The organism is Neosynechococcus sphagnicola sy1, assembly GCF_000775285.1.
Taxonomy (GTDB): domain Bacteria; phylum Cyanobacteriota; class Cyanobacteriia; order Neosynechococcales; family Neosynechococcaceae; genus Neosynechococcus; species Neosynechococcus sphagnicola.
The window spans coordinates 1-18,573 of record NZ_JJML01000023.1 but is presented as its reverse complement, the minus strand read 5'-3'; the positions used below and the strand labels follow the sequence as shown (position 1 = coordinate 18,573).

14 protein-coding genes and 4 pseudogenes are annotated in these 18,573 nt (G+C 52.3%); 10 read left to right on the top strand and 8 right to left on the bottom strand.

The window, feature by feature from the left end; genetic code table 11:
• The first annotated feature begins 7 nt into the window (after positions 1–7).
• On the top strand, positions 8–700 hold the full coding sequence (locus DO97_RS11045; protein ID WP_052128640.1) for a hypothetical protein: 693 nt from the start codon (positions 8–10) through the stop codon (positions 698–700).
• 42 nt (positions 701–742) lie between these two features.
• Here the strand turns inward: DO97_RS11045 and DO97_RS31120 are convergent.
• Positions 743–2,802: pseudogene (locus DO97_RS31120) on the bottom strand (recombinase family protein).
• Positions 2,803–2,941: 139 nt separating this feature from the next.
• On the opposite strand from DO97_RS31120, the gene DO97_RS11035 reads away from it, so the two are divergent.
• Positions 2,942–4,264, top strand: a complete 1,323-nt coding sequence (locus DO97_RS11035; protein WP_036533348.1) for a proton extrusion protein PcxA — start codon at positions 2,942–2,944, stop codon at positions 4,262–4,264.
• An 85-nt stretch (positions 4,265–4,349) separates the two neighbouring features.
• Here DO97_RS11035 and petH read toward each other — a convergent pair whose 3' ends face one another.
• On the bottom strand, positions 4,350–5,549 hold the full coding sequence (gene petH / locus DO97_RS11030; RefSeq protein WP_036533347.1) for a ferredoxin--NADP reductase: 1,200 nt from the start codon (positions 5,547–5,549) through the stop codon (positions 4,350–4,352).
• A gap of 507 nt (positions 5,550–6,056) precedes the next feature.
• On the opposite strand from petH, the gene DO97_RS11025 reads away from it, so the two are divergent.
• Positions 6,057–7,058, top strand: a complete 1,002-nt coding sequence (locus DO97_RS11025; protein ID WP_036533346.1) for a phosphoribulokinase — start codon at positions 6,057–6,059, stop codon at positions 7,056–7,058.
• Here DO97_RS11025 and DO97_RS21000 read toward each other — a convergent pair.
• Together DO97_RS21000 and DO97_RS11015 are read right to left on the bottom strand one after the other, a co-directional pair.
• On the bottom strand, positions 7,048–10,017 hold the full coding sequence (locus tag DO97_RS21000) for a GAF domain-containing protein (protein WP_052128639.1): 2,970 nt from the start codon (positions 10,015–10,017) through the stop codon (positions 7,048–7,050). The genes DO97_RS11025 and DO97_RS21000 overlap by 11 nt on opposite strands.
• 189 nt (positions 10,018–10,206) lie before the next feature.
• On the bottom strand, positions 10,207–10,581 hold the full coding sequence (locus DO97_RS11015) for a hypothetical protein (protein ID WP_036533344.1): 375 nt from the start codon (positions 10,579–10,581) through the stop codon (positions 10,207–10,209).
• A gap of 229 nt (positions 10,582–10,810) precedes the next feature.
• Between DO97_RS11015 and ispF the strand changes: the two genes are divergently transcribed.
• Positions 10,811–11,299 carry a 2-C-methyl-D-erythritol 2,4-cyclodiphosphate synthase gene (gene ispF, locus DO97_RS11010; protein ID WP_036533342.1) on the top strand — a complete coding sequence of 163 codons (489 nt, stop codon included), beginning with the start codon at positions 10,811–10,813 and terminating at the stop codon, positions 11,297–11,299.
• A 93-nt stretch (positions 11,300–11,392) separates the two neighbouring features.
• Here the strand turns inward: ispF and DO97_RS11005 are convergent.
• Both DO97_RS11005 and DO97_RS11000 read right to left on the bottom strand, forming a co-directional pair.
• A pseudogene (locus DO97_RS11005) lies at positions 11,393–12,455 on the bottom strand (ABC transporter permease).
• Positions 12,456–12,464: 9 nt separating this feature from the next.
• Positions 12,465–12,977, bottom strand: a complete 513-nt coding sequence (locus DO97_RS11000; protein ID WP_036533340.1) for an adenine phosphoribosyltransferase — start codon at positions 12,975–12,977, stop codon at positions 12,465–12,467.
• 545 nt (positions 12,978–13,522) lie between these two features.
• On the opposite strand from DO97_RS11000, the pseudogene DO97_RS31115 reads away from it, so the two are divergent.
• The 4 genes and pseudogenes from DO97_RS31115 to DO97_RS23160 all read left to right on the top strand — a co-directional run bounded on the left by DO97_RS31115 (position 13,523) and on the right by DO97_RS23160 (position 15,468).
• A pseudogene (locus DO97_RS31115) lies at positions 13,523–14,129 on the top strand (DUF3038 domain-containing protein).
• Positions 14,126–14,308 (top strand): DUF4335 domain-containing protein, encoded by a 183-nt coding sequence (locus tag DO97_RS25075; RefSeq protein ID WP_052128638.1) that lies wholly within the window; start codon positions 14,126–14,128, stop codon positions 14,306–14,308. Before DO97_RS31115 ends, DO97_RS25075 begins: the two are co-directional and overlap by 4 nt.
• Positions 14,305–15,081 (top strand): annotated as a pseudogene (locus DO97_RS25070) (DUF4335 domain-containing protein). Before DO97_RS25075 ends, DO97_RS25070 begins: the two are co-directional and overlap by 4 nt.
• A 69-nt stretch (positions 15,082–15,150) precedes the next feature.
• Positions 15,151–15,468: a hypothetical protein gene (locus tag DO97_RS23160; protein WP_036533338.1), complete on the top strand. Its 318-nt coding sequence runs from the start codon at positions 15,151–15,153 to the stop codon at positions 15,466–15,468.
• On the opposite strand, the gene DO97_RS10980 is transcribed toward DO97_RS23160, so the two are convergent.
• On the bottom strand, positions 15,469–16,155 hold the full coding sequence (locus DO97_RS10980; RefSeq protein ID WP_036533384.1) for a hypothetical protein: 687 nt from the start codon (positions 16,153–16,155) through the stop codon (positions 15,469–15,471). It lies immediately after the preceding gene.
• 159 nt (positions 16,156–16,314) lie between these two features.
• Here DO97_RS10980 and fmt point away from each other — a divergent pair, with 159 nt between their 5' ends.
• Both fmt and DO97_RS10970 read left to right on the top strand, forming a co-directional pair.
• Positions 16,315–17,337 carry a methionyl-tRNA formyltransferase gene (fmt, locus tag DO97_RS10975; RefSeq protein WP_036533336.1) on the top strand — a complete coding sequence of 341 codons (1,023 nt, stop codon included), beginning with the start codon at positions 16,315–16,317 and terminating at the stop codon, positions 17,335–17,337.
• Positions 17,338–17,746: 409 nt separating this feature from the next.
• Positions 17,747–18,037, top strand: a complete 291-nt coding sequence (locus tag DO97_RS10970; protein ID WP_156120534.1) for a hypothetical protein — start codon at positions 17,747–17,749, stop codon at positions 18,035–18,037.
• Positions 18,038–18,303: 266 nt separating this feature from the next.
• Here the strand turns inward: DO97_RS10970 and DO97_RS10965 are convergent.
• Positions 18,304–18,573: transposase (locus tag DO97_RS10965; protein WP_204368577.1), on the bottom strand; the 270-nt coding region annotated here is incomplete at its 5' end.

Here is an 18,573-nt window from a genome sequence, read left to right as displayed (position 1 = left end):
TTGACAGATGTGGGAAAATCAACCTAGCTTTTCTCCATCCTTCACCCTGTTAGCGTTTATGTTTCCAATGGGTCATTCCGTAAGTCCGCGTCTGATGCGAATCTCGGCTTCCCAAATTGGGCGGCGCGGCTCGACAACCTTCCTGGCGATCGCAGGTGTCATCGGGCTGGGACTGGCTGGTTCACCTGCCCAGGCTGGGGATTATGGTGCCAGCACCTTTCGAGCCACTACCCATGACTACAAAAATTGTGGGGCAGACATACTGGCCACCGATGTATCCGCAGAGCAAGCCGCCGCTGCCTGCGCTGCCGCCCTGCGTCCGAAGGAGTTATCTCGCTGCGTGGTAGACATCACCAAGAAAACCAGCATTAAAGGCGTTTCGGCGCTGAGTTCCTGTAGTCAGGTGCGTCGGCCCAGGGAGCTAGCCACCTGTGTCGTCGAGTTAAATCAACTCGGTAGTCCCGATGCCACCGACGTTATGGACAATTGCCGCCGGAGTCTCCTGCCCAAACGCTATGCCGCCTGTGTCACAGGTCTGAGTCGCAGCACCAGTCTCCCCGCAGCCAAGGCCATGACCACTTGTTTGGATGGCGACGGCACGCCTAGCGACATTGCTCCCACCCCCTTGGTGCCCTCAGCGGGCTTCACGGAGCCTGGAGGAACCCCACCGCCTACCCCCTTTCTGCCGGTATCCCCCTAAACTCCCTGGTACCCCTGACCTTGGGGTCAACTTCTGGCAGTTCTAAGCAGGGGTTCCCTCCACCGCCATCGGCATGGAGACATTCACCAGGGGTAACAGGGGTCCCGTTTGCTCCTGCCCATTGGTTGCTAGGTCGCTATGGCAGAGGAAGATTTGTTCACCAGCCCGACCCAGTAAGTCCAATACAATCCGTCGCAGCCGCTGGAGATAGGCAGCTTCAGCCTCTGTCGCGGTCCAGGGCTGACCCAAACGCTCTTGGAGGAAGAGGGCTGAGCCAAACAGCGCATCGGTGCCCGTTAACCAGCGTTGAGATCCGGCATCCAGCCAAAACTGCCAGGAATGGGCAACTCGACTCGAGCGGTACTGAAACACCGTTGCCAGGGTGACAGCCCCTCGCCCAGCATCCAGGGGGCTGACTGGGTAGGGGTTAGCTGTCACTGTCCCATTGCGCAGTAACTGAATGAAGGCAGCAATCCTATGGGTCGGGGTTGATGGGTTGACCTCCCACTGTTGGAGGCGGCTATCAACTTCCCAGTAGTGTTGGGCAGTTTCCAATAACTCGCGGAGTGCTGCCATTTGATCGGCAGATAGGGTGCCCCTGTTGCTTAATTGCAGCTGCACAACCCGATCCAGCACGGCGACAGGGGTGGGGATCAGATGTTGGTGATACTGTTGCCGCTGATTTTCTAACCATGCCACTAAGGTGTCATAGGCAGTAGTCGCTGCATATCCCAGACGATCCCACCGGGGGAAAGCCCTTACTGGTAACAGACTCGGGAGTTCTAAATCTGGCTGAAAACAATGATCGGCCAGTAGCCCCGCCCGGACTGGGTCAATCTCAGGGCTGAGCACAACTAGCATCTCGGCGACGCTATCTCGGTCTGCTAAGCGCCCCAACCCCGGATATACCAGCGCCAATAGGGTGAGGAACCCACGAATCATCGGCACACTGGCTAGCGATCGCTGTTCCTGCAAAGATATCACTGGAATCCCGGCATGGGTCAAAATTTCCCGCAGGGTATATCGGGCGATCGCGTCTAAACCTGGGCCAATCACGGCAATTTCCTGGGGTTGAACCTCTTGGGCCTGCACCGCCTGGATGATCACCGCCGCCACCCGTCGCAGCAGTTGTGCCCGTGAGGTAGTCTGAATCGACTGGACAGTTAAGGGGAGTGTCGTCACGGGGGGGTAAAATCTCCTAGCGCCTCTAGGAGCAGCTGACCGACCTGATCGCCAAGGCTGGACATGGGACGCGGGGTGAGAGCTATGACCTGGCACCGTGCCGCTAGGGCTGCTAAGTAGTGAGGATCGGCTCCTAACCCAAGGCGTACCGCCCCCTCTGGGTTGTAAGTAAAAACCATCGGAACCTGCTGATCCAGAAAATATTCAAAGAGCTGTCGGGCGATCGCCGGATACTCGTCCACATCATCTGCCAACACCCCTTGAAACCGCCGTATCAAGTGTTGCTGGTACGTAGGATGGGGCAAGAGATAATGGCCATAGAGATCGGCAACCAGACCATAGGTTAGGAGTCCTCGCTGCAAACACCAGTCTCGCCAACAGGTGAGGGCTGCCCCCATGTCAGCACCCACCCTCGCCTCCTGTCCAAGGAATCCCGTCGATAAAAGATTGGCAATATCACCGATCTCAACCCCACTGAGAGCCGCCAACTGCATCAGATCGAGTGTCCGACGAACTAAGCGGCTTTCAGCCACCCCTTCTAGCCGCAACTGCCCTTGGTCTAGCTGCGATCGCCACAGGCGAGTTGCCAACTCTTGCTCATTTTCCGGACGCAAGGGCAGGGGAAACTGCGCCGTCAGTTGCAAGGATTGCAGCAGCAGGGGCCAGAACAACATCACCTCATCTTGAAAAAACCCTAGGGGGGTCGTGGAGCGGACTTGATATTCCCCTTCAGTGGCTTTCAGCAATTGCTCTAGGAGGATGGCCCGATTATCACTGTTGGCTGCAAACACCAAAACTGTCGCATCCAGACAATTGCGCGGCTGCCAGTGGCTCAATGCTGTCACAAGCGCTGTTGTTTTGCCACTTCGGGTTCCACCTACAATCCAGGTGGCAGGAGGAACTCCAGTAGGTGTTTGCATAATTTGTTACGATCCCACATACCAGAAAGTCTTATGTTTTCCTAGCATAAAGTTTGTCCAGAATTATGGTAATGATAACCAAACTCAACCTCGGGTATTCTTACCGTAATTCTCCTTCGATACCGAGCATTTTTTGACCATGAAACCATCACTCTTGAGACAAATTGGTGGCAGTCTTCGCCATGCAGACCAATGGCTGCGACAGACTCCAGACCGCTCCCTAGACCAGGCATATGAAGCGGCTCTGATGATTAAAGCCATTGAGGATGAGCACTTTCATAGTCAAAAGATATCTGCGGATACTGCAACCCATAGTGAGACGGTTCTAGCCTATTTTCAGACAGAGTTGCAACAGCATTTAACCACTGTCAAAGTCCGACTGGCAGAATTCAAGCTGAGTCATCCCATTGTCAGTTTCTTTAGTTCAGGTCGAGGGCAAAATGGTCATACTCCTGACAGTCATGGTCGGATGGTCGACACCAAAGATGGGTTCACCATCGTTTTAGAGAAACTACAGTTCATTGATGGTGTGGTTGCTAAGTACACCCCTTCCAGGTCTCCGAAATCCCTGGCGCTGATTCCCAAAACCATCAACACAGAGAATTCCTGGAAAGGCAACGGAAAGTCTGCGGTGGATGATGCCTTTGAGAGTGCGGAAAGTATTTCGGATCAAACCGGAGTTTTACCCAGGTCTATTTTAGGAACCCTCTCGAGAATTCAACGCAACTTAGACCCCAAAGCAGAGGCCGAGGTGGTTCAAAGTTTCCGTGCCGATCAAACCAAAACCTTTGTTGCCATTCGCTTTATTCTGTTCCTAATTTTAGTCACGATCGGGGCTCAGGTTGTCACCAAAACCCTAATTGCTGGCCCCATTGTTGATCGCTTGCGCCCCGATCAGCAGGTTGAGGTCTTTTTAAATCAACAGATGGAAGCCGAAGCACTAGAGGAATTACAGCAGTTTGAAGCAGATTTGAAATTTCGCAGTTTAATTGGTCAACTGCCAAAGCTGACACCTGAAGAGTTGGAGGACAAGCTCGCAGCCAAGGCCACTGAAATTGCCCAAGAGTTCCGGCAGCAGGGGGGGGGAGCTGTGAAGAACATCTTTTCCGACCTTGCCTCGGTGATTGCCTTTGGTGCCTTTATTGTTTTTAACAAGCGTGATGTGGCAACGCTCAAGTCTTTTATCGACGAAATTGTCTATGGTCTCAGTGACAGTGCTAAAGCTTTTATCATTATTTTATTCACGGATATTTTTGTAGGCTTTCACTCCACCCATGGATGGGAAGTTATTTTGGAAGGTGCTGCTAAACATCTGGGTTTACCAGAGAATCGTGACTTTATCTTTATTTTTATTGCTACATTCCCCGTGATCCTAGACACGGTCTTCAAATATTGGATATTCCGCTATCTGAATCGGGTGTCTCCTTCGGCAGTTGCGACACTGAGAAATATGAACGAATAGAGAGTTGCCCATAAAAAACAGGAGCATCCTCAGACGCTCCTGGCAACCGCTACCAAGCAGAGATGAATTGGCAATGAGCTGGGGGTTAGTAGGTCTCAACGTGCCAGCGTTCTTGCTTCTTCAGAATCTTCTGGTACTCTGACCAGTTGGCTCCAGACTGAGAGGCAGCAGCAGACATTCCAGCATCAATCCCTCCTTCCATGCCCTTCAAGCCGCAGATATAGGTATGGGTATTTGGTTTCTGCACCAACTGCCATAGTTCGTCGGCATTTTCGGCAATCCGGTCTTGGATGTACATCTTGCCACCAGAAGCATTTTTCTGCTCACGACTGATGGCATAGGTGAGACGGAGGTTATCCGGGAACTGGCGTTGTAATTCCTCCAGTTCATCCTTGTAAAGAACATTGGGAGTATAGGCAACCCCAAAGAACAACCAAGCAAGACCCTTAAACTGATAGTCTGGATTGTTTTCCTTAAACATGCGCCATAGGAAAGCACGGAAGGGGGCAATTCCAGTTCCCGTTGCCATCATGATAATGGTGGCTTCTGGATCATTGGGGAGCAACATCTCTTTACCCACTGGCCCTGTGATCTTCACATCATCCCCAGGTTGCAGGCCGCAGAGAAAGCTTGAGCACACTCCAAAGACCTGCTCACCTGTCTCAGGATGCTTATATTCCAACCGTCGGACGCACAGAGAGACGGTTTTGTCGTCAAGGTGATCACCATGGCGGGTCGAGGCAATGGAATAAAGCCGCAGTTTTTGGGGTTTGCCCTTGCTATCGGTTCCGGGGGGAATAATGCCAATGCTCTGGCCTTCGAGGTACCGCAAGTCTCCACCGGAAAGATCAAACGTCAAGTGCCGCACTGTACCTTCCCCTCCTTCCCGCACCATTTCTTGGTTTGAAAGGCACTTACCCACATAGGGTTTATTAGGGCGATAGATATTCACCGGAATTTCTAGCTCCGCCTTGGCAGCAGGTTGCGGTTGGCTCTTGGGAGCCCCTTCGCTGGCTGGAGAACTAGCTGCCGGGGTGGCGTTGCCAGTTCCTTCCATTGTCAACGGTCGGATACCGATAATTTTGCCCCCCAACCGGGTAATCCGCTGCACCATCTCACCCATGCGGTTGTAAGGCACGGTGAAAAATACACTGCCACTGCGACGAATGGGGTAGCTTAATCTGTCAGATTCCATGTTTTGACGCAAACCCACCACTTCGTAAAGGAAGACACGGCTTCCAGATACAGTGTTGGCAGCGCCGTTAGCTGCGCTTGGATTGTACATTGCTATAACTAACTCCGAAACCTTACCTTACTCAACATTTTGCTACAAGGTGGCTTTTCCTCACACACCTTCTAGCTCTATCCAGAACACTGTAGAACAATTGCAACCAAATCCTGGTCGTCTACAGGACGACGATCGCCAGGAATTTAGTACATACAAACCACAAAAGGGATTCGTTGCCTGGGCGATCGCAATGTCCCAGGCTGACATCACCATAGCAAGGAGGCGGAACCTGAGACTGTCAACTTCAAGTCAATTTTATTTTTTAAAAATATGCAAATGACCTTAGCATAGGAACTATGACTATTTTTTCGGCTGTGGTGGCTGCCTTGTAAGGAGGGATCTGGTTCTGATAAAATTTATTGGTGAATTGTAGTATTAAATACTTACCAAAACCGCCTGAATATTCCCAGCGTTGGTAGCGGTGGGGGTCTGCGACCGAGAAAAACTACCCCCAGCTTGTTGAAGATTTATTGTGAAGGACTTTTTTGTTGTTAGAGGGAACCTATGACCATTAAGCCAGACCGCGTGGTTATCATCGGCGTTGCCGGAGACTCTGGGTGTGGAAAATCCACATTTCTGCGTCGGTTGGCAGACCTGTTTGGAGAAGAATTCATTACGGTGATCTGTCTGGACGACTACCACTGTCTGGATCGAAAGCAGCGCAAGGAAACTGGGATTACAGCCTTAGATCCGAGGGCGAATAACTTTGATCTGATGTACGAGCAGATTAAGACCTTGAAGAGCGGCCATTCCGTCCTAAAGCCAATCTACAACCACGAAACCGGCATGATCGATCCGCCGGAGCAAATTGAGCCGAATCACATCATTGTGGTGGAAGGGTTGCATCCCCTATACGACGAGCGGGTTCGGAAGCTGCTGGATTTTAGCGTCTACCTCGATATCAGCGATGAAGTCAAGATCGCTTGGAAAATTCAGCGGGACATGTCAGAGCGGGGTCACACCTATGAGGATGTTCTCGCAGCCATCAATGCCCGTCGCCCTGACTTCAAGGCTTATATTGATCCTCAGAAAGAGTTTGCAGATGTCGTGATTCAGGTACTGCCCACGGAGCTACTCAAGGACGATCAGGGGAAAATTTTGCGGGTGAGAATGATCCAACGGGATGGGGTGGAAGGCTTGGAACCCGCCTATCTCTTCGATGAAGGCTCCACCATTTACTGGACGCCTTGTGGCCGCAAGCTAACCTGCTCCTATCCTGGGATCAAGATGTATTATGGCCCCGATAGCTATTATGGGCATAGTGTTTCGGTGCTGGAAGTCGATGGACAGTTTGATAATCTCGAAGAGGTGATTTACATCGAGAGCCACTTGAGCAATACCTCTGCCAAGTATCAGGGGGAGTTGACCCATCTGTTGCTGCAACACCGAGAGTATCCTGGCTCTACGAATGGCACGGGCTTGTTCCAGGTGCTGGCCGGATTGAAAATGCGGGCGACCTATGAACGGTTAGCCGCCCCCGAAGCCAAGGTGGCTGCTACGGTGTGAGGGCAGTATCCGTCGGATCTCCACTAACCGCAGGGAACCTGGGGATCCGAATTAAGAAGCTGGTTTGCCCACCACTACTTTGAGCTTGAATCGTTGCTCCAATATGATTCACCAGCTGTTTGACCAGGGCTAAGCCTAAGCCAGTACCGCCGTGCTTCCAGGGATCGTTGTTAGGAATGCGGTAAAACTTATCAAAAATCTTTGGTAGTTCTTGGGGAGCAATTTCAACCCCAGAGTTACAGATCTGAAGTTGCAAGTCGTGGGTTTCTAGCTGGCCACTGACTACAATCTGCCCCCCCGCAGGCGTATATTTACAGGCATTATTCATTAGCTCGACAACCACTCGCTCTAACAGCGACAGATCGGTTGTGATGTTAGGGAGGCTAGCAGGAAGGCGAATGATCAGTTGTTGTTGCTGACTGGCTGCTCGCTCTCGAAAAGACTCGACAATGTGGGCAATCCAGGCATGGGGTTGGATGGTTTTCAAGATCAAGGGTTCGACCCCCGCTTCGAGACGGGATAAATCCAGCAGGTCATTGATTAAACCAATCTCTCGCTGGCATTCCTCGTGGAGAATTTCAAAGTAGCGCCAGATTTTATTGGCCACTGCTGCTGCTATATCCGTCTTCTTCAAGCTCATCTCTACCATGTCTGCTGCTAACTTAATGTTAGACATCGGTGTCCGTAGTTCGTGGGAGACGGTGCTGAGAAAGTCGTCTTTGAGTTGATGCAGTTTTTCTAGTTCCTGTACCTGGGCTTGGGCAGATTGATATAGGCGAGCTTGGCGCATGGCGATCGCGCACTGATTGGCAACTTGCTTGACTAACCGCACTTCTAGTTCCCCAAAAGCCTGGTTTTGAACGCGGTAGAGCCAAAGATCTCCCTGGACAGTGCGATCCAGTCCTTGTCGTCGATCGACGAAAATGGGACAACACAGCACCGTATAGTGCTTGCCACTCCAGGTGGTTTCAGTCGTTGCTAGCTCACAGAACTGTAGGGACTCACCCTTTAAGAGGGGTTGATAAATTTCAGGGAAGGTATCCAGGGGTACCAGGGTGTCCAGCAAGGAGGGCAACCACCAGGCTTTATACTCATAATGAATCTGCGCCAGGGTGTGATCATCGTTGTATAGTGCGGCTTCACAACGCTCTAAACCCAGAACCAGGGCTAGTTCCTGAACGGCTGTTTGCAGGATTTGTCGCTCATCCAGACTATCTCGCACCTTATCTGTAATGGTTTTGAGGAAGGCTTCAAAATCTAACGCCTGCTGGAGTTGACGGGTGCGTTCCAGCACCTGCTGCTCCAGGGTGACATTCAGTTGCTGCACCTGCTGGTATAACTCTGCTTGCTGAATGGCAACGGCCAATTGATCCGCCACCTGCTTCAGGAGCAGTTGTTCGTCGCCACTCCAAGTCCGGGGGCGATCGCACTGTTGAATGCAAAGAATGCCGCAGACCTTGCCTTCAAACCGGATCGAGACCGCCAAAATGGCGTGAATCTTTAGCGACTGCGCCAGGGATAGGATCGGAGCCATGATTGGTGACGTATAGACATCGTCAATTGCAATCGGGTCTTCCTGGGCTAAGACGGCCTGGGCATGGGGATTCCCCACAATCGGGATTGGCTGTCCGTGGGTATCTTGCACCCCAGGGACAACCGCTGTCATCGTGTGATCGAACCAGGTGTCGGTTTCGGAACATAGCCCGACTATACTCCGACTCCCCCCAAAGGCAGTGAGCACCCGTTGCACTGTCTGGTACAAAATTTCGTCGCGATCGAGGCTGTTGCGAATCGCCTCCACAATCTCATTCAGGAGACTTTCTCGCTGAGCCTGCCGGAGGGTTTGTTCATAGAACTGACTCTGTTGAATGGCAATACCCACCTGGGTCGCCAAGTGTTGTACCAGGTTGACTTCCACCAATTGCCACCGTCGCGCATCCCGACAGTGATGCACCAGTAAAAGTCCCCAGAGCTGCTGCTCACGAAGAATGGGCACCACCAAATTCGCCCGCACCTGAAAACACGCCAAGAATTCCGCATAACAGGATTGGAGATTAGCGGTGTAGATATCTTCAATGACCTGAATCCGTCCCTTGGCGTAGGATTCCACATATTTATCGGTAAAACAGGCATCGCGCAGGGTCGCTCCCAGCACTGAGATCCAATCATTGCTGACGGATTCCACGGTGATGGTGCCACTCCAATCCGGCTGAAACTGATAAATTAAAACCCGATCGGCTTGCAGGAGGGTTCTCACCTCCGTGACCGTGGTGTTGAGAATCTGGTCGAGGTTTAAGGACTGACGAATATGCTGGGCAATCATCCCCACGAGATGCTCTCGCTCCGCCTGCTGGCGGAGGGCTGTTTCCACTTGCTGGCGCTGCAACAGCAGGGCAATATGATTGGCTAAACTGGTCGCCCACTGGAGTAGATCGGCATCAATGCTCACCCCATGGGGATGGGCCAGACTTAAAACCCCCATTACCTGCTGTTGGGCGGCAATGGGAAGACAGACAAAGCTTTGAATTGCCAGGGACTGCAAGCGTTCATGGCGATCCCAGGGCTGGGTATCATCGGGGTCAAAGACTCGGACGATTGCTTGACCCGTGCGGGCAACGGTTCCTGACCAGCTATCCATAACTGGAACGGCTAGACACCCCAGCACTGCGGGAATCCCAATCATGCCTTCACAGATCATTAACTGGTGATCTTCGTCATAGCGTTCGATGGCAACTACTGGAAAGCCCGTGGTATGACTAATAATTTCAACAATTTCTTGCAATGCAACGGTTAAGGAGCTTGATCCCAGGCTGACTTCCAAAATTTGGTGCAGTGCCTGTAGCGATCGAGCATGGGTGTGTAAGGTCTGGTGATCAGATGCAGGCTCAACCGTAGATCGCAGCAGCGGTTGTGATAGGGCTGCTGAGCTATCACTCAACTGATCAGGGTTTTGGTGCATTAGACACCCCCGGATGACCGTAGCATTCTCATCACTGAATCACTTAGCCCAGAGGAATCTGGGAGTAAGAGGAGGCACCAGGAACCCCCCGTGGTTTTATCTGGCACTTTCTCTAGTAACTACTTACTATATCCTGTATGCCTGGGGAATCAAGGGTAAACGTCAGGAGTCGGGAGTCAAGGAATACCGTTAGTGACCGTAGGTATGCCCCCAGGGAGAACGCTGCCATAACACATCCCAGCCCTGTCGAAGCAAAGTGGAGAGCCACCATGGATAGCACAGCGCCACCAAGTTCAAGCTTAAGCAGACCGTCGCCAACGTCAGCAGAATAAACGTGGGAGCCATGACGACCCCGACCAGCCACCACGTCAACACATGCAAGATCAACGTCAGTGCCCCCAGAGTAGCGATCGCCACTGCCGATCGCACGATCGCGGCGCGGCGCCCCAGCCCTACAACAATCAACGTCTGTAGCGTTGTTAACAGGTTAAAGGGAACAAGAACCGCACACAGCGCGATGCAGTGGGAATGGGAAAATTCTAGGAGGGGTAAAACACTATTCATTCCGATCATCCCAAAACGCTTTCTTTGCAAGCTCAGACAAGCCTGCTGGGTCTTCTCCTTTACTTTAGTTGTTTTTCGACGGTTTAAAAAAGGCGGCCTTGTTGAACAACGGGATCAATTTCCCCCAGGTTTCACTTTAGAGATGCTAGTAGGTGTCATGCGCCCTCAACACTCCTGCTAATGGACTGGAGACGGTAAAATATCCTCCAGTAACTTGGCTGATTCAGGCATGTATCCGATACGCATTGGCAATGGCTACGATATTCACCGTCTTGTGCCTGATCGTCCCCTGATTTTGGGGGGTATCACCATCCCCTATCCCCTGGGACTCCTGGGTCATAGTGATGCCGATGTGCTGACCCACGCAATTATGGATGCAATGTTAGGCGCGTTGAGTTTGGGGGATATCGGCCATTACTTTCCCCCTAGTGACCCTCAGTGGGCAGGCGCTGATAGCTTGGAATTACTAGAACAGGTGCATCAGCTGGTAAATGCCCAGGGCTGGCAGATTGGTAATATTGACTCCGTGGTAGTGGCAGAACAACCGAAACTCAAGCCCCACATCCCAGCGATGCGCGATCGCCTTGCCCAAGTCTTGCGACTTCATCCGCATCAGGTGGGCATCAAAGCCACCACCAATGAGAAATTAGGCCCAGAAGGGCGTGAAGAAGGAATCTCAGCCCATGCTGTTGTATTACTGGCAGCTGTTCATTCCTAACGAATAGGGTTGGCCGTCATCCTGGCGATCCCCAACCTCCCCTATCTGGCTGAAGATCAGTCCCACAGTGGGCATGTTTACTAGGAATCCAAGCTAATTCAAATCCTCTAGACGAATTCGTGGATCCACTGCCTTCAGCAGTAAATCTGCGAGGAGGTTACCCACAATTAACAGCACTGCCCCCATGGTCAAGCTCGCCATCACCAGATACAGATCTTGAGCCGTCACCGCCTGCAAAATTAACCGCCCTAGTCCCGGCCAATTAAAGAAATATTCAGTGATAAACGCCCCACTCAAGAGACTGGCGAACTCAAACCCCAGTAGGGTGACGAGGGGATTCACCGCATTGCGGAGGGCATGGACATAAATCACACGATGCTCCGGCAATCCTTTGGCTCTAGCGGTCTGAATATAGTCCTGCCGGAGCACATCCAGTAACTCCCCCCGGGTAATCCGCTGTAAGCCCGCAAAGCTAGTAATGCTAAGAGCCAATACGGGTAAAATCATGTGCCAGCCAATGTCCAAGGCTTGTCCCAGAGGCGTTAAATCTGTATGGTCGAGGCTCGTCATCCCTCCCACGGGAAGGAAAGGCGACAGATTTTGAGCCAGGAACAAGAGCAGCAGTGCCGTCACAAAACTGGGGAACCCCTGCCCCAGATAACTCAGCACTTGTAAGGTGCGATCGCACCAGCGATTTTGATTCACGGCACCGACGATCCCTAGGGGAATGGCGATCGCCCAGGTGACCACCAGGGAGGCGATCGCTATCAATAAGGTGGCGGGTACTCGCTCCCACAGCAGGGAGGCCACAGACCGTTGATAAACAAAACTATTGCCAAAATTGCCATGACGGAGAATCTGCCACAACCACCGGCCATATTGTTCTAACCAAGGGCGATCTAAGCCGAACTGTTGGCGAAGCTGCTCTAGATTCTCAGGGGAAATTTTAGGGTTCTGGCGGAGGCTATCGAGATAATCACCTGGAGCCAGTTGGATGATAAAAAACGCTCAAGGCGGAGGCCAGCAGTAGGGTCAGCAGGGCTTGCGCCAGCCGCTTCAGCACATAGACAATGGTTTCATCCGTTGCCAGCCTCAGTACCCCTTGCCCCCTTGCCAGCCATCGATGGTACAGTTGCTCCAGCCCCCCTCCGGTCATGGCTGGGCCTCAATAGGTGACTAAAGTCGTAATGGGCACGGATGGGAGCTGCTGGCGGCCTCCCAATCCTGCCAGTTCTACAATGAAGCCAAAACCCACCAGTTCTCCTCCTGCCTGTTGCACCAGTTGAGCCGTTGCCTTGGCAGTTCCCCCCGTTGCAATCAGGTCATCGACAATCAGCACCCGGGCACCGGGTTCAAAAGCATCCTGGTGAATTTCTAATCGGTCGGTTCCATATTCCAGGGCATACTCAGCCGCATAGATCGCGGCTGGGAGTTTGCCTGGTTTGCGCACCGGCACAAAGCCTGCTGTGAGTTTGTCTGCCAGGGGGGTACCAAAGATAAATCCCCGCGACTCAATGCCCACAACATAATCGATCGAGAGTTCAGAAACCTTTTCAGCCAGGGTATCCAGGGTGTAACGCAGAGCTTGGGGATGGCGCAACAGCGTGGTGACATCCCGAAAGAGAATCCCTGGTTTGGGAAAGTCTGGAATGTCGCGAATGAAAGACTTAAGATCCATAGCGTCGGTAAGTGATGTCAAACGATCAAAACAAGAGCTTGACTGACGAGGATTGCCGCGATGCTCTGAGAGCGGTCTAGGGACCGAGGAGCAGCGAGGTCAATGACCATCGCCATCAGGACGATTCCCTTCAGGGGTGATACTCTAGGGTGTCATTGCTATATATCGCAGCAATCTTACACTAAACCCTCTGTAAAACCTTAGGTCTTGGGTCAACAGATGCAGACAGCCAGGAACTGATTCACAGACTCACTTCGGCTGTGGACAGGACATGAAGTATCAGCGGGTATCCTATACTCATGGCTAGGGGTTTGATGGTATTCAGGAAAGCGTTATGAATTGTGTTAGCTTAACCTGGCAATTTCAACGGCTGGAATCCTGATTTCGGTAGAATGCTGCTGAATCTTTCATCCACCTGAACGGATTCTGTGCAGAACTGTCCATCCTAGATACAGCCCTTTTCCCCTGAATCTTTCCCCCCTGTCTGCTTGCTTGCTGTTTCTTTCTCCCAATCTGTTGGCATGTCTGATGTTTCCGTGAGTGTAATGGTAGTAAATAGTCCACCCCCTCCAGTAATTCCCGTGGCTCTCAAGAGTTTACCCACACTCAATCTGCCTGCGGATGACTGTCCTCGCCGAGTGCGGGTACAAGTTGATCTGATCTTGTTAGCAATTGAAGCCTTGGATTTGGGGGGATCGGAGGCGATCCTGGCGATGATTCGGGAACTGGAACTGCAAGATATCATCAAAAATCGGGTGATGCTCTGGCGGTTGCGCTGCACCAACCCACTCCGGCGTTATAGCCAACGACGGACATTGTCTTTGGTCGAGGCCCAAGCCCTGGTGGTGGTTAGCTGCCAGTTAGCACGACGGTTAACCGTTTCGATTCGGCAGCTACTACTGGCCTATCAACAATTGAGTGAAAAAAGACTTATCCCTGGAGCATCACTTTCGGTTGTATGACTACCTAGAGCGCTTCCGGGTACACTTCAATCAACGAATGAATCCCCGGCGTTCCGAGATTATTGCCCTGAATTCTGAGGACAACTTAAACCAGCTGGCTCTGCGGCTCTTGGGGCAGTTGCTGTTCTGTACGGGAACCGCTGGCACCCAACGGTTCTGGGTGAGCTTATTCGATGGAGAGGTACTATGACCATTCAACGTCAATATAGCCTCCCCAACTGCACGTTGATCTTGCAGGGCTTGGCTGATATAGGGGGCGGACTGAATGGGACGGATGTCCGCCCGGTGATGTCGGTATTATTGAATGCCGAATGTCGTCTGGTTGGACAACCTAGACCCCCTGGCACGGGGGCGGGAAGTTTCTCGTGAGTTTGAGCAGCACGGTGAGTTTCTATGCCCAGGAGTTTCTCAGCGGCATCCGCGCTCCCCAGTTGCGCACCCAGAGATTGGTGCAATTAGAAAAAAATTGATCCCAATACCCACCGCCTCACCGTCCTGCCTGCAACAGCAGAAACACCCCCCCAGAGCCTTTGACCCTGACGACGGTGCAGTTATTTGACTTGGTGGAAGCGGTGGATCAGTTCTTGGCTGACACCCAAACTTTGCCGGATTTGACCCTGGAGTTGACACCTGTCCCCAAGCGGTTTGCCCAGGCTCGTCAACCCATGACCCAACAGGTCGTGCCTGCTGCCGTAGGAGTGACGAGCTTAACTTTGGCGGCGATCGCCCTGTTCTGGGTGCCCATCCCCCAGGTTCAACGCCCTTCCCAGTTGACACCCCAGCCTCAGAGTTCTGCCACGCCGACGCCCAATCAGCCGACCGCCACTGGGACTGCTACCCCGGCCAACGTCCCTGCCATCACTGACCCTGAGCAGATGGCTACCCTGGGGCAGCAACTCCAAACCAAGCTGCAAGCTGCGTGGAAACCAGCAGCGGATTTGCAGGAAGACTTGACCTACCAAGTGAGTGTGAATCCCAAGGGCGAAATTGTTGGCTACAAACCCATTTCGGCGGCGGCATTAGCGCAGACGCAACCATACCCCCCTCCTCAATCTCGTCACCCTGCCTCCAACCGGGGGGGACTCCTGCCTCGGAGGCGATCGCCCAATTTCAGGTGGTGTTTCACCCCACAGCGGGAGTAGAGGGTTTATCCCTGGTCCAGTCACACCCAGGCTGCGGCGATCGCCCCGGTTGGTCGTGAAATTACGGATGTGACCCAACTCGCTACCCTGAATCAGCAGCTCTACAAGCAAATTGACCAAGCGTGGACGATTCGTCCCTCCTTCCAGACGGATCTGATCTTTCGGGTAGATGTTACCTCAACGGGGGCGATCGCCCATCTAGAACCCACTAATTCAGCCGCAACGGACTATCTGCAAGAGACGCCCCTACCCACCTTGGCCCAGAATCCGACGGCGGCAACCTCCCAAGAACCCCTAGCTCCGTTTAAGGTGGTATTTACCCCTAAAGGAGTGCTTCAGGTCAGCCCCTGGCGAGGGTTTGGGACTTCCGGTTTGCCCTCTCCCTGATTACGGTTGGAGTTGAGAGCCAAACCACAGCTGATCCACCACCTGCCCAAACACCTGGGGTTGGTCCCCCGAGGCAACTAGCGTCCGACCACTCGGCTCCACTGTCCATAGCGGCCATTCGGTTTGTCCGAGAATTCCAGCCTGAAAAAGGACGCGCTCGGCATGGCGACGGCTCCACCCCAAGAGAATGGCATGGGTATAGTAAATCTGGGTGGGGGAGAGGGTTTGGGTGCGGTGGGTTGAGCGTTCCCAAATCACTGCATAGTCCGAGGCCAGATCGGAACCAAAACGAGCCGCAAAGGTGCGCACCAACAGGCGATCGCCCGCTGCCGACCAGGCGATGGGGATCATCATCACCACTGTTCCTGGCTGATTCTGAACATGCTTTTGCCCCGGATACTCCGTAAACGGCGAGGTTGGCTCTAGGGTCAAGACATCCCGCGATCTCAGCTGCTCAAGGCACAGTTGGCTATTGACTCGACTCTGGGTAAAGTTAGGCTGAGCCTGCATTTGAATACGACTGTAGGCTGCATATTGACTATCCGGAGACATCAAGGCTGGACTGCGGTAAGAACACAGCCGAGTCAACCCAGAGGTACTGGCCTCAGACTGATTGGCGAGGACCCAATTCCATGGCACTGGATGGGGACTGTTGAGGGGATCTAATTGCACCGATTCTTGATACATGGCAGAAGCCGTTCCGGCAAACCGGGGATAATCAATCAGGAACCTGCTGTCAAAGCTCCTGCTTCCATCTATAGCAAGCCCTACAGCCAGCGCAAATCCCAATCTGGAGAATTTTCAGTAGATTTTCGTATAATTTAACGTTTCGACTCCACTGCACCTATGAACCTGATCTTTTTTGGGACACCTGCCTATGCACTATCAAGTCTGGAAATGTGTTTAAAGCATCCAGATTTTCAGGTTTTGGCGGTGGTAACGCAGCCAGATAAACGCCGGGGTCGAGGAACTGAACTCATCCCCTCCCCAGTAAAAGCCTTAGCCGTGACCTATAACTTACCAGTTCTGCAACCCCAACGCCTGAAGCAAGATCGGGAAACCCTCACCTATCTCCGCCAAACCGCTGTCGATGCCTTTGTAGTGGTCGCCTATGGTCAAATTCTTTCCCAGGAAATTTTGGATCTACCCCGCCTCGGCTGTATCAACGCCCATGGTTCGCTTCTACCCCAGTATCGCGGGGCTGCTCCGATCCAATGGTGCCTTTATGATGGCCTCACCACCACTGGGGTGACTACGATGCAGATGGATGCTGGGATGGATACTGGGCCAATGCTCTTGAAAGGTTATACGACCATCGGGCTTCTGGACAATGCTCAGGATCTGGCAGCGAAGCTCGCCACCCTCAGTGCTAGCCTCCTAGAAACGACTCTGTTGCAGCTCAAGGCGCAAGTCTTAAACCCAATCCCCCAGGATAACTCCCAGGCGACCTATGCGCCGTTGCTTCAAAAGCAACACTATTTACTCGATTGGTCTCGGACAGCACTGGATCTCCATAACCAGATCCGAGGGTTTTATCCCCATTGTGTGGCAGAATTTCGCGGTCAGGCAGTCAAGGTTTTGGCAACCCTACCATGGCACCCCGATCTGCCAATTGACCTTGCATCCCAACTCCCAGAGGCGTTCCTGGAATTCTCACCAGAGCTAGTAGCGATGGGTGGGAAGGCACCCCTGGGCAGCATTATTAACATCGTGAAGGGGCTCGGGCCAGTGCTACAAGCCGGAGGGGGATACTTGTTACTCCAAACCCTCCAACTCGCAGGCAAACGTCCTCAGACTGGCTGGGATTTCGCCAATGGGCTACGCCTCTCCATCGGCGAAGCTTTTGGGAATGGTCAGCAGGTGACTTGAGACTCCAGTCCTCTCCAGTGATCCCTGTGGTTCAAACATTGACCTGAGATGAATGAATCCCATTGAAACCCACTGGCATCAACCGAAAAGTCATGCAATTGCAGGAAAGATATTTGATCACGAGTATAGTGTTTCTGTTCTCGGTGAAGTACAACGCTATTTTTTAAGGCTTTGTATAGTAAGGTTTTCAAGGCCTTATGGGTATATCCTCAGCTCAGTAACTGCTATACGACTTATGTACTTGCGGTGATGAATGGAAGGCAAGCCTTTTAAAATGGCATGTTATGCTTACCCACGAGGTAAGTGCAGACTTGACTGCTAACTGAATATCTTCATATCTTCCATGGGAAGATTCCAAAAACATTTTACTCTCTGGTTGAGGGGCAGTTCGGGTTGGAAGGAGGAACGGATGCCATCGTCGCTGGAATGGCGGTTGTATTTTGAATCGAATGCGAAATTCCTGGTAGAGATTCCCTGGGAACAGGGATCGGATCTGATGCCGGATGAAGTGGCTGCAATTGCCCAGTCTCTCAAGGAGTTTCAGGTTGGAGAGAGTTCTGAAGGCAAGCATCTCTTTCGATCGGGGAGGGCTATCGTTGTGGCGGTAGTGGAGATCGTGCTGGCGAGCGTTCGATCAGGCATTCGCTGCTCCTTTGCCAAACCAGGTGTTGTATCTGACCGAGTCAGCCGCGCCCCATAGGTAAGCTTTTCGGAGAGCGGTCTAGCGACCGGTGATCACCTTACCCAGAAGGGCATCCCCATCTGACGCATGTTGTATGCCGACTTTTTCCGCTTCTTCCGCTATTTACACCTGAGAACTATAGCATTTTTCACTCTTGTGAGGCGTAGTAGCAACAGTGAGTGAACCAATTTTTGAGGTTTTCCAAAGATACTTGAGAAAAAGCGTCTTCAATGGCATTAGCGAGATCGGGATAGCTGCGTGCCCCAATCGTCCGCAAAATATTTTTAAATCTTTGAGAAGCAATTTTCTATCGGTGAAAAGTCTGGAGAATAGGGAGGTAAATAAATCAACTTAGCACCCACGTCCTCAATCAGCTTTCTGATCGTGTCATGGTTGTGTATCGAGTAGTTATCCATAATCACACAAGCTCCTTTCCAAAGTTTCGGAACCAGGTGGCGAGCAATGAAGGCTTCAAAGGTCAAACCATCGGTTGAACCGACGATACTTACGTTAGTGACAACGGTTTTGAGGCTGATTGCACTGATTGTAGAGAC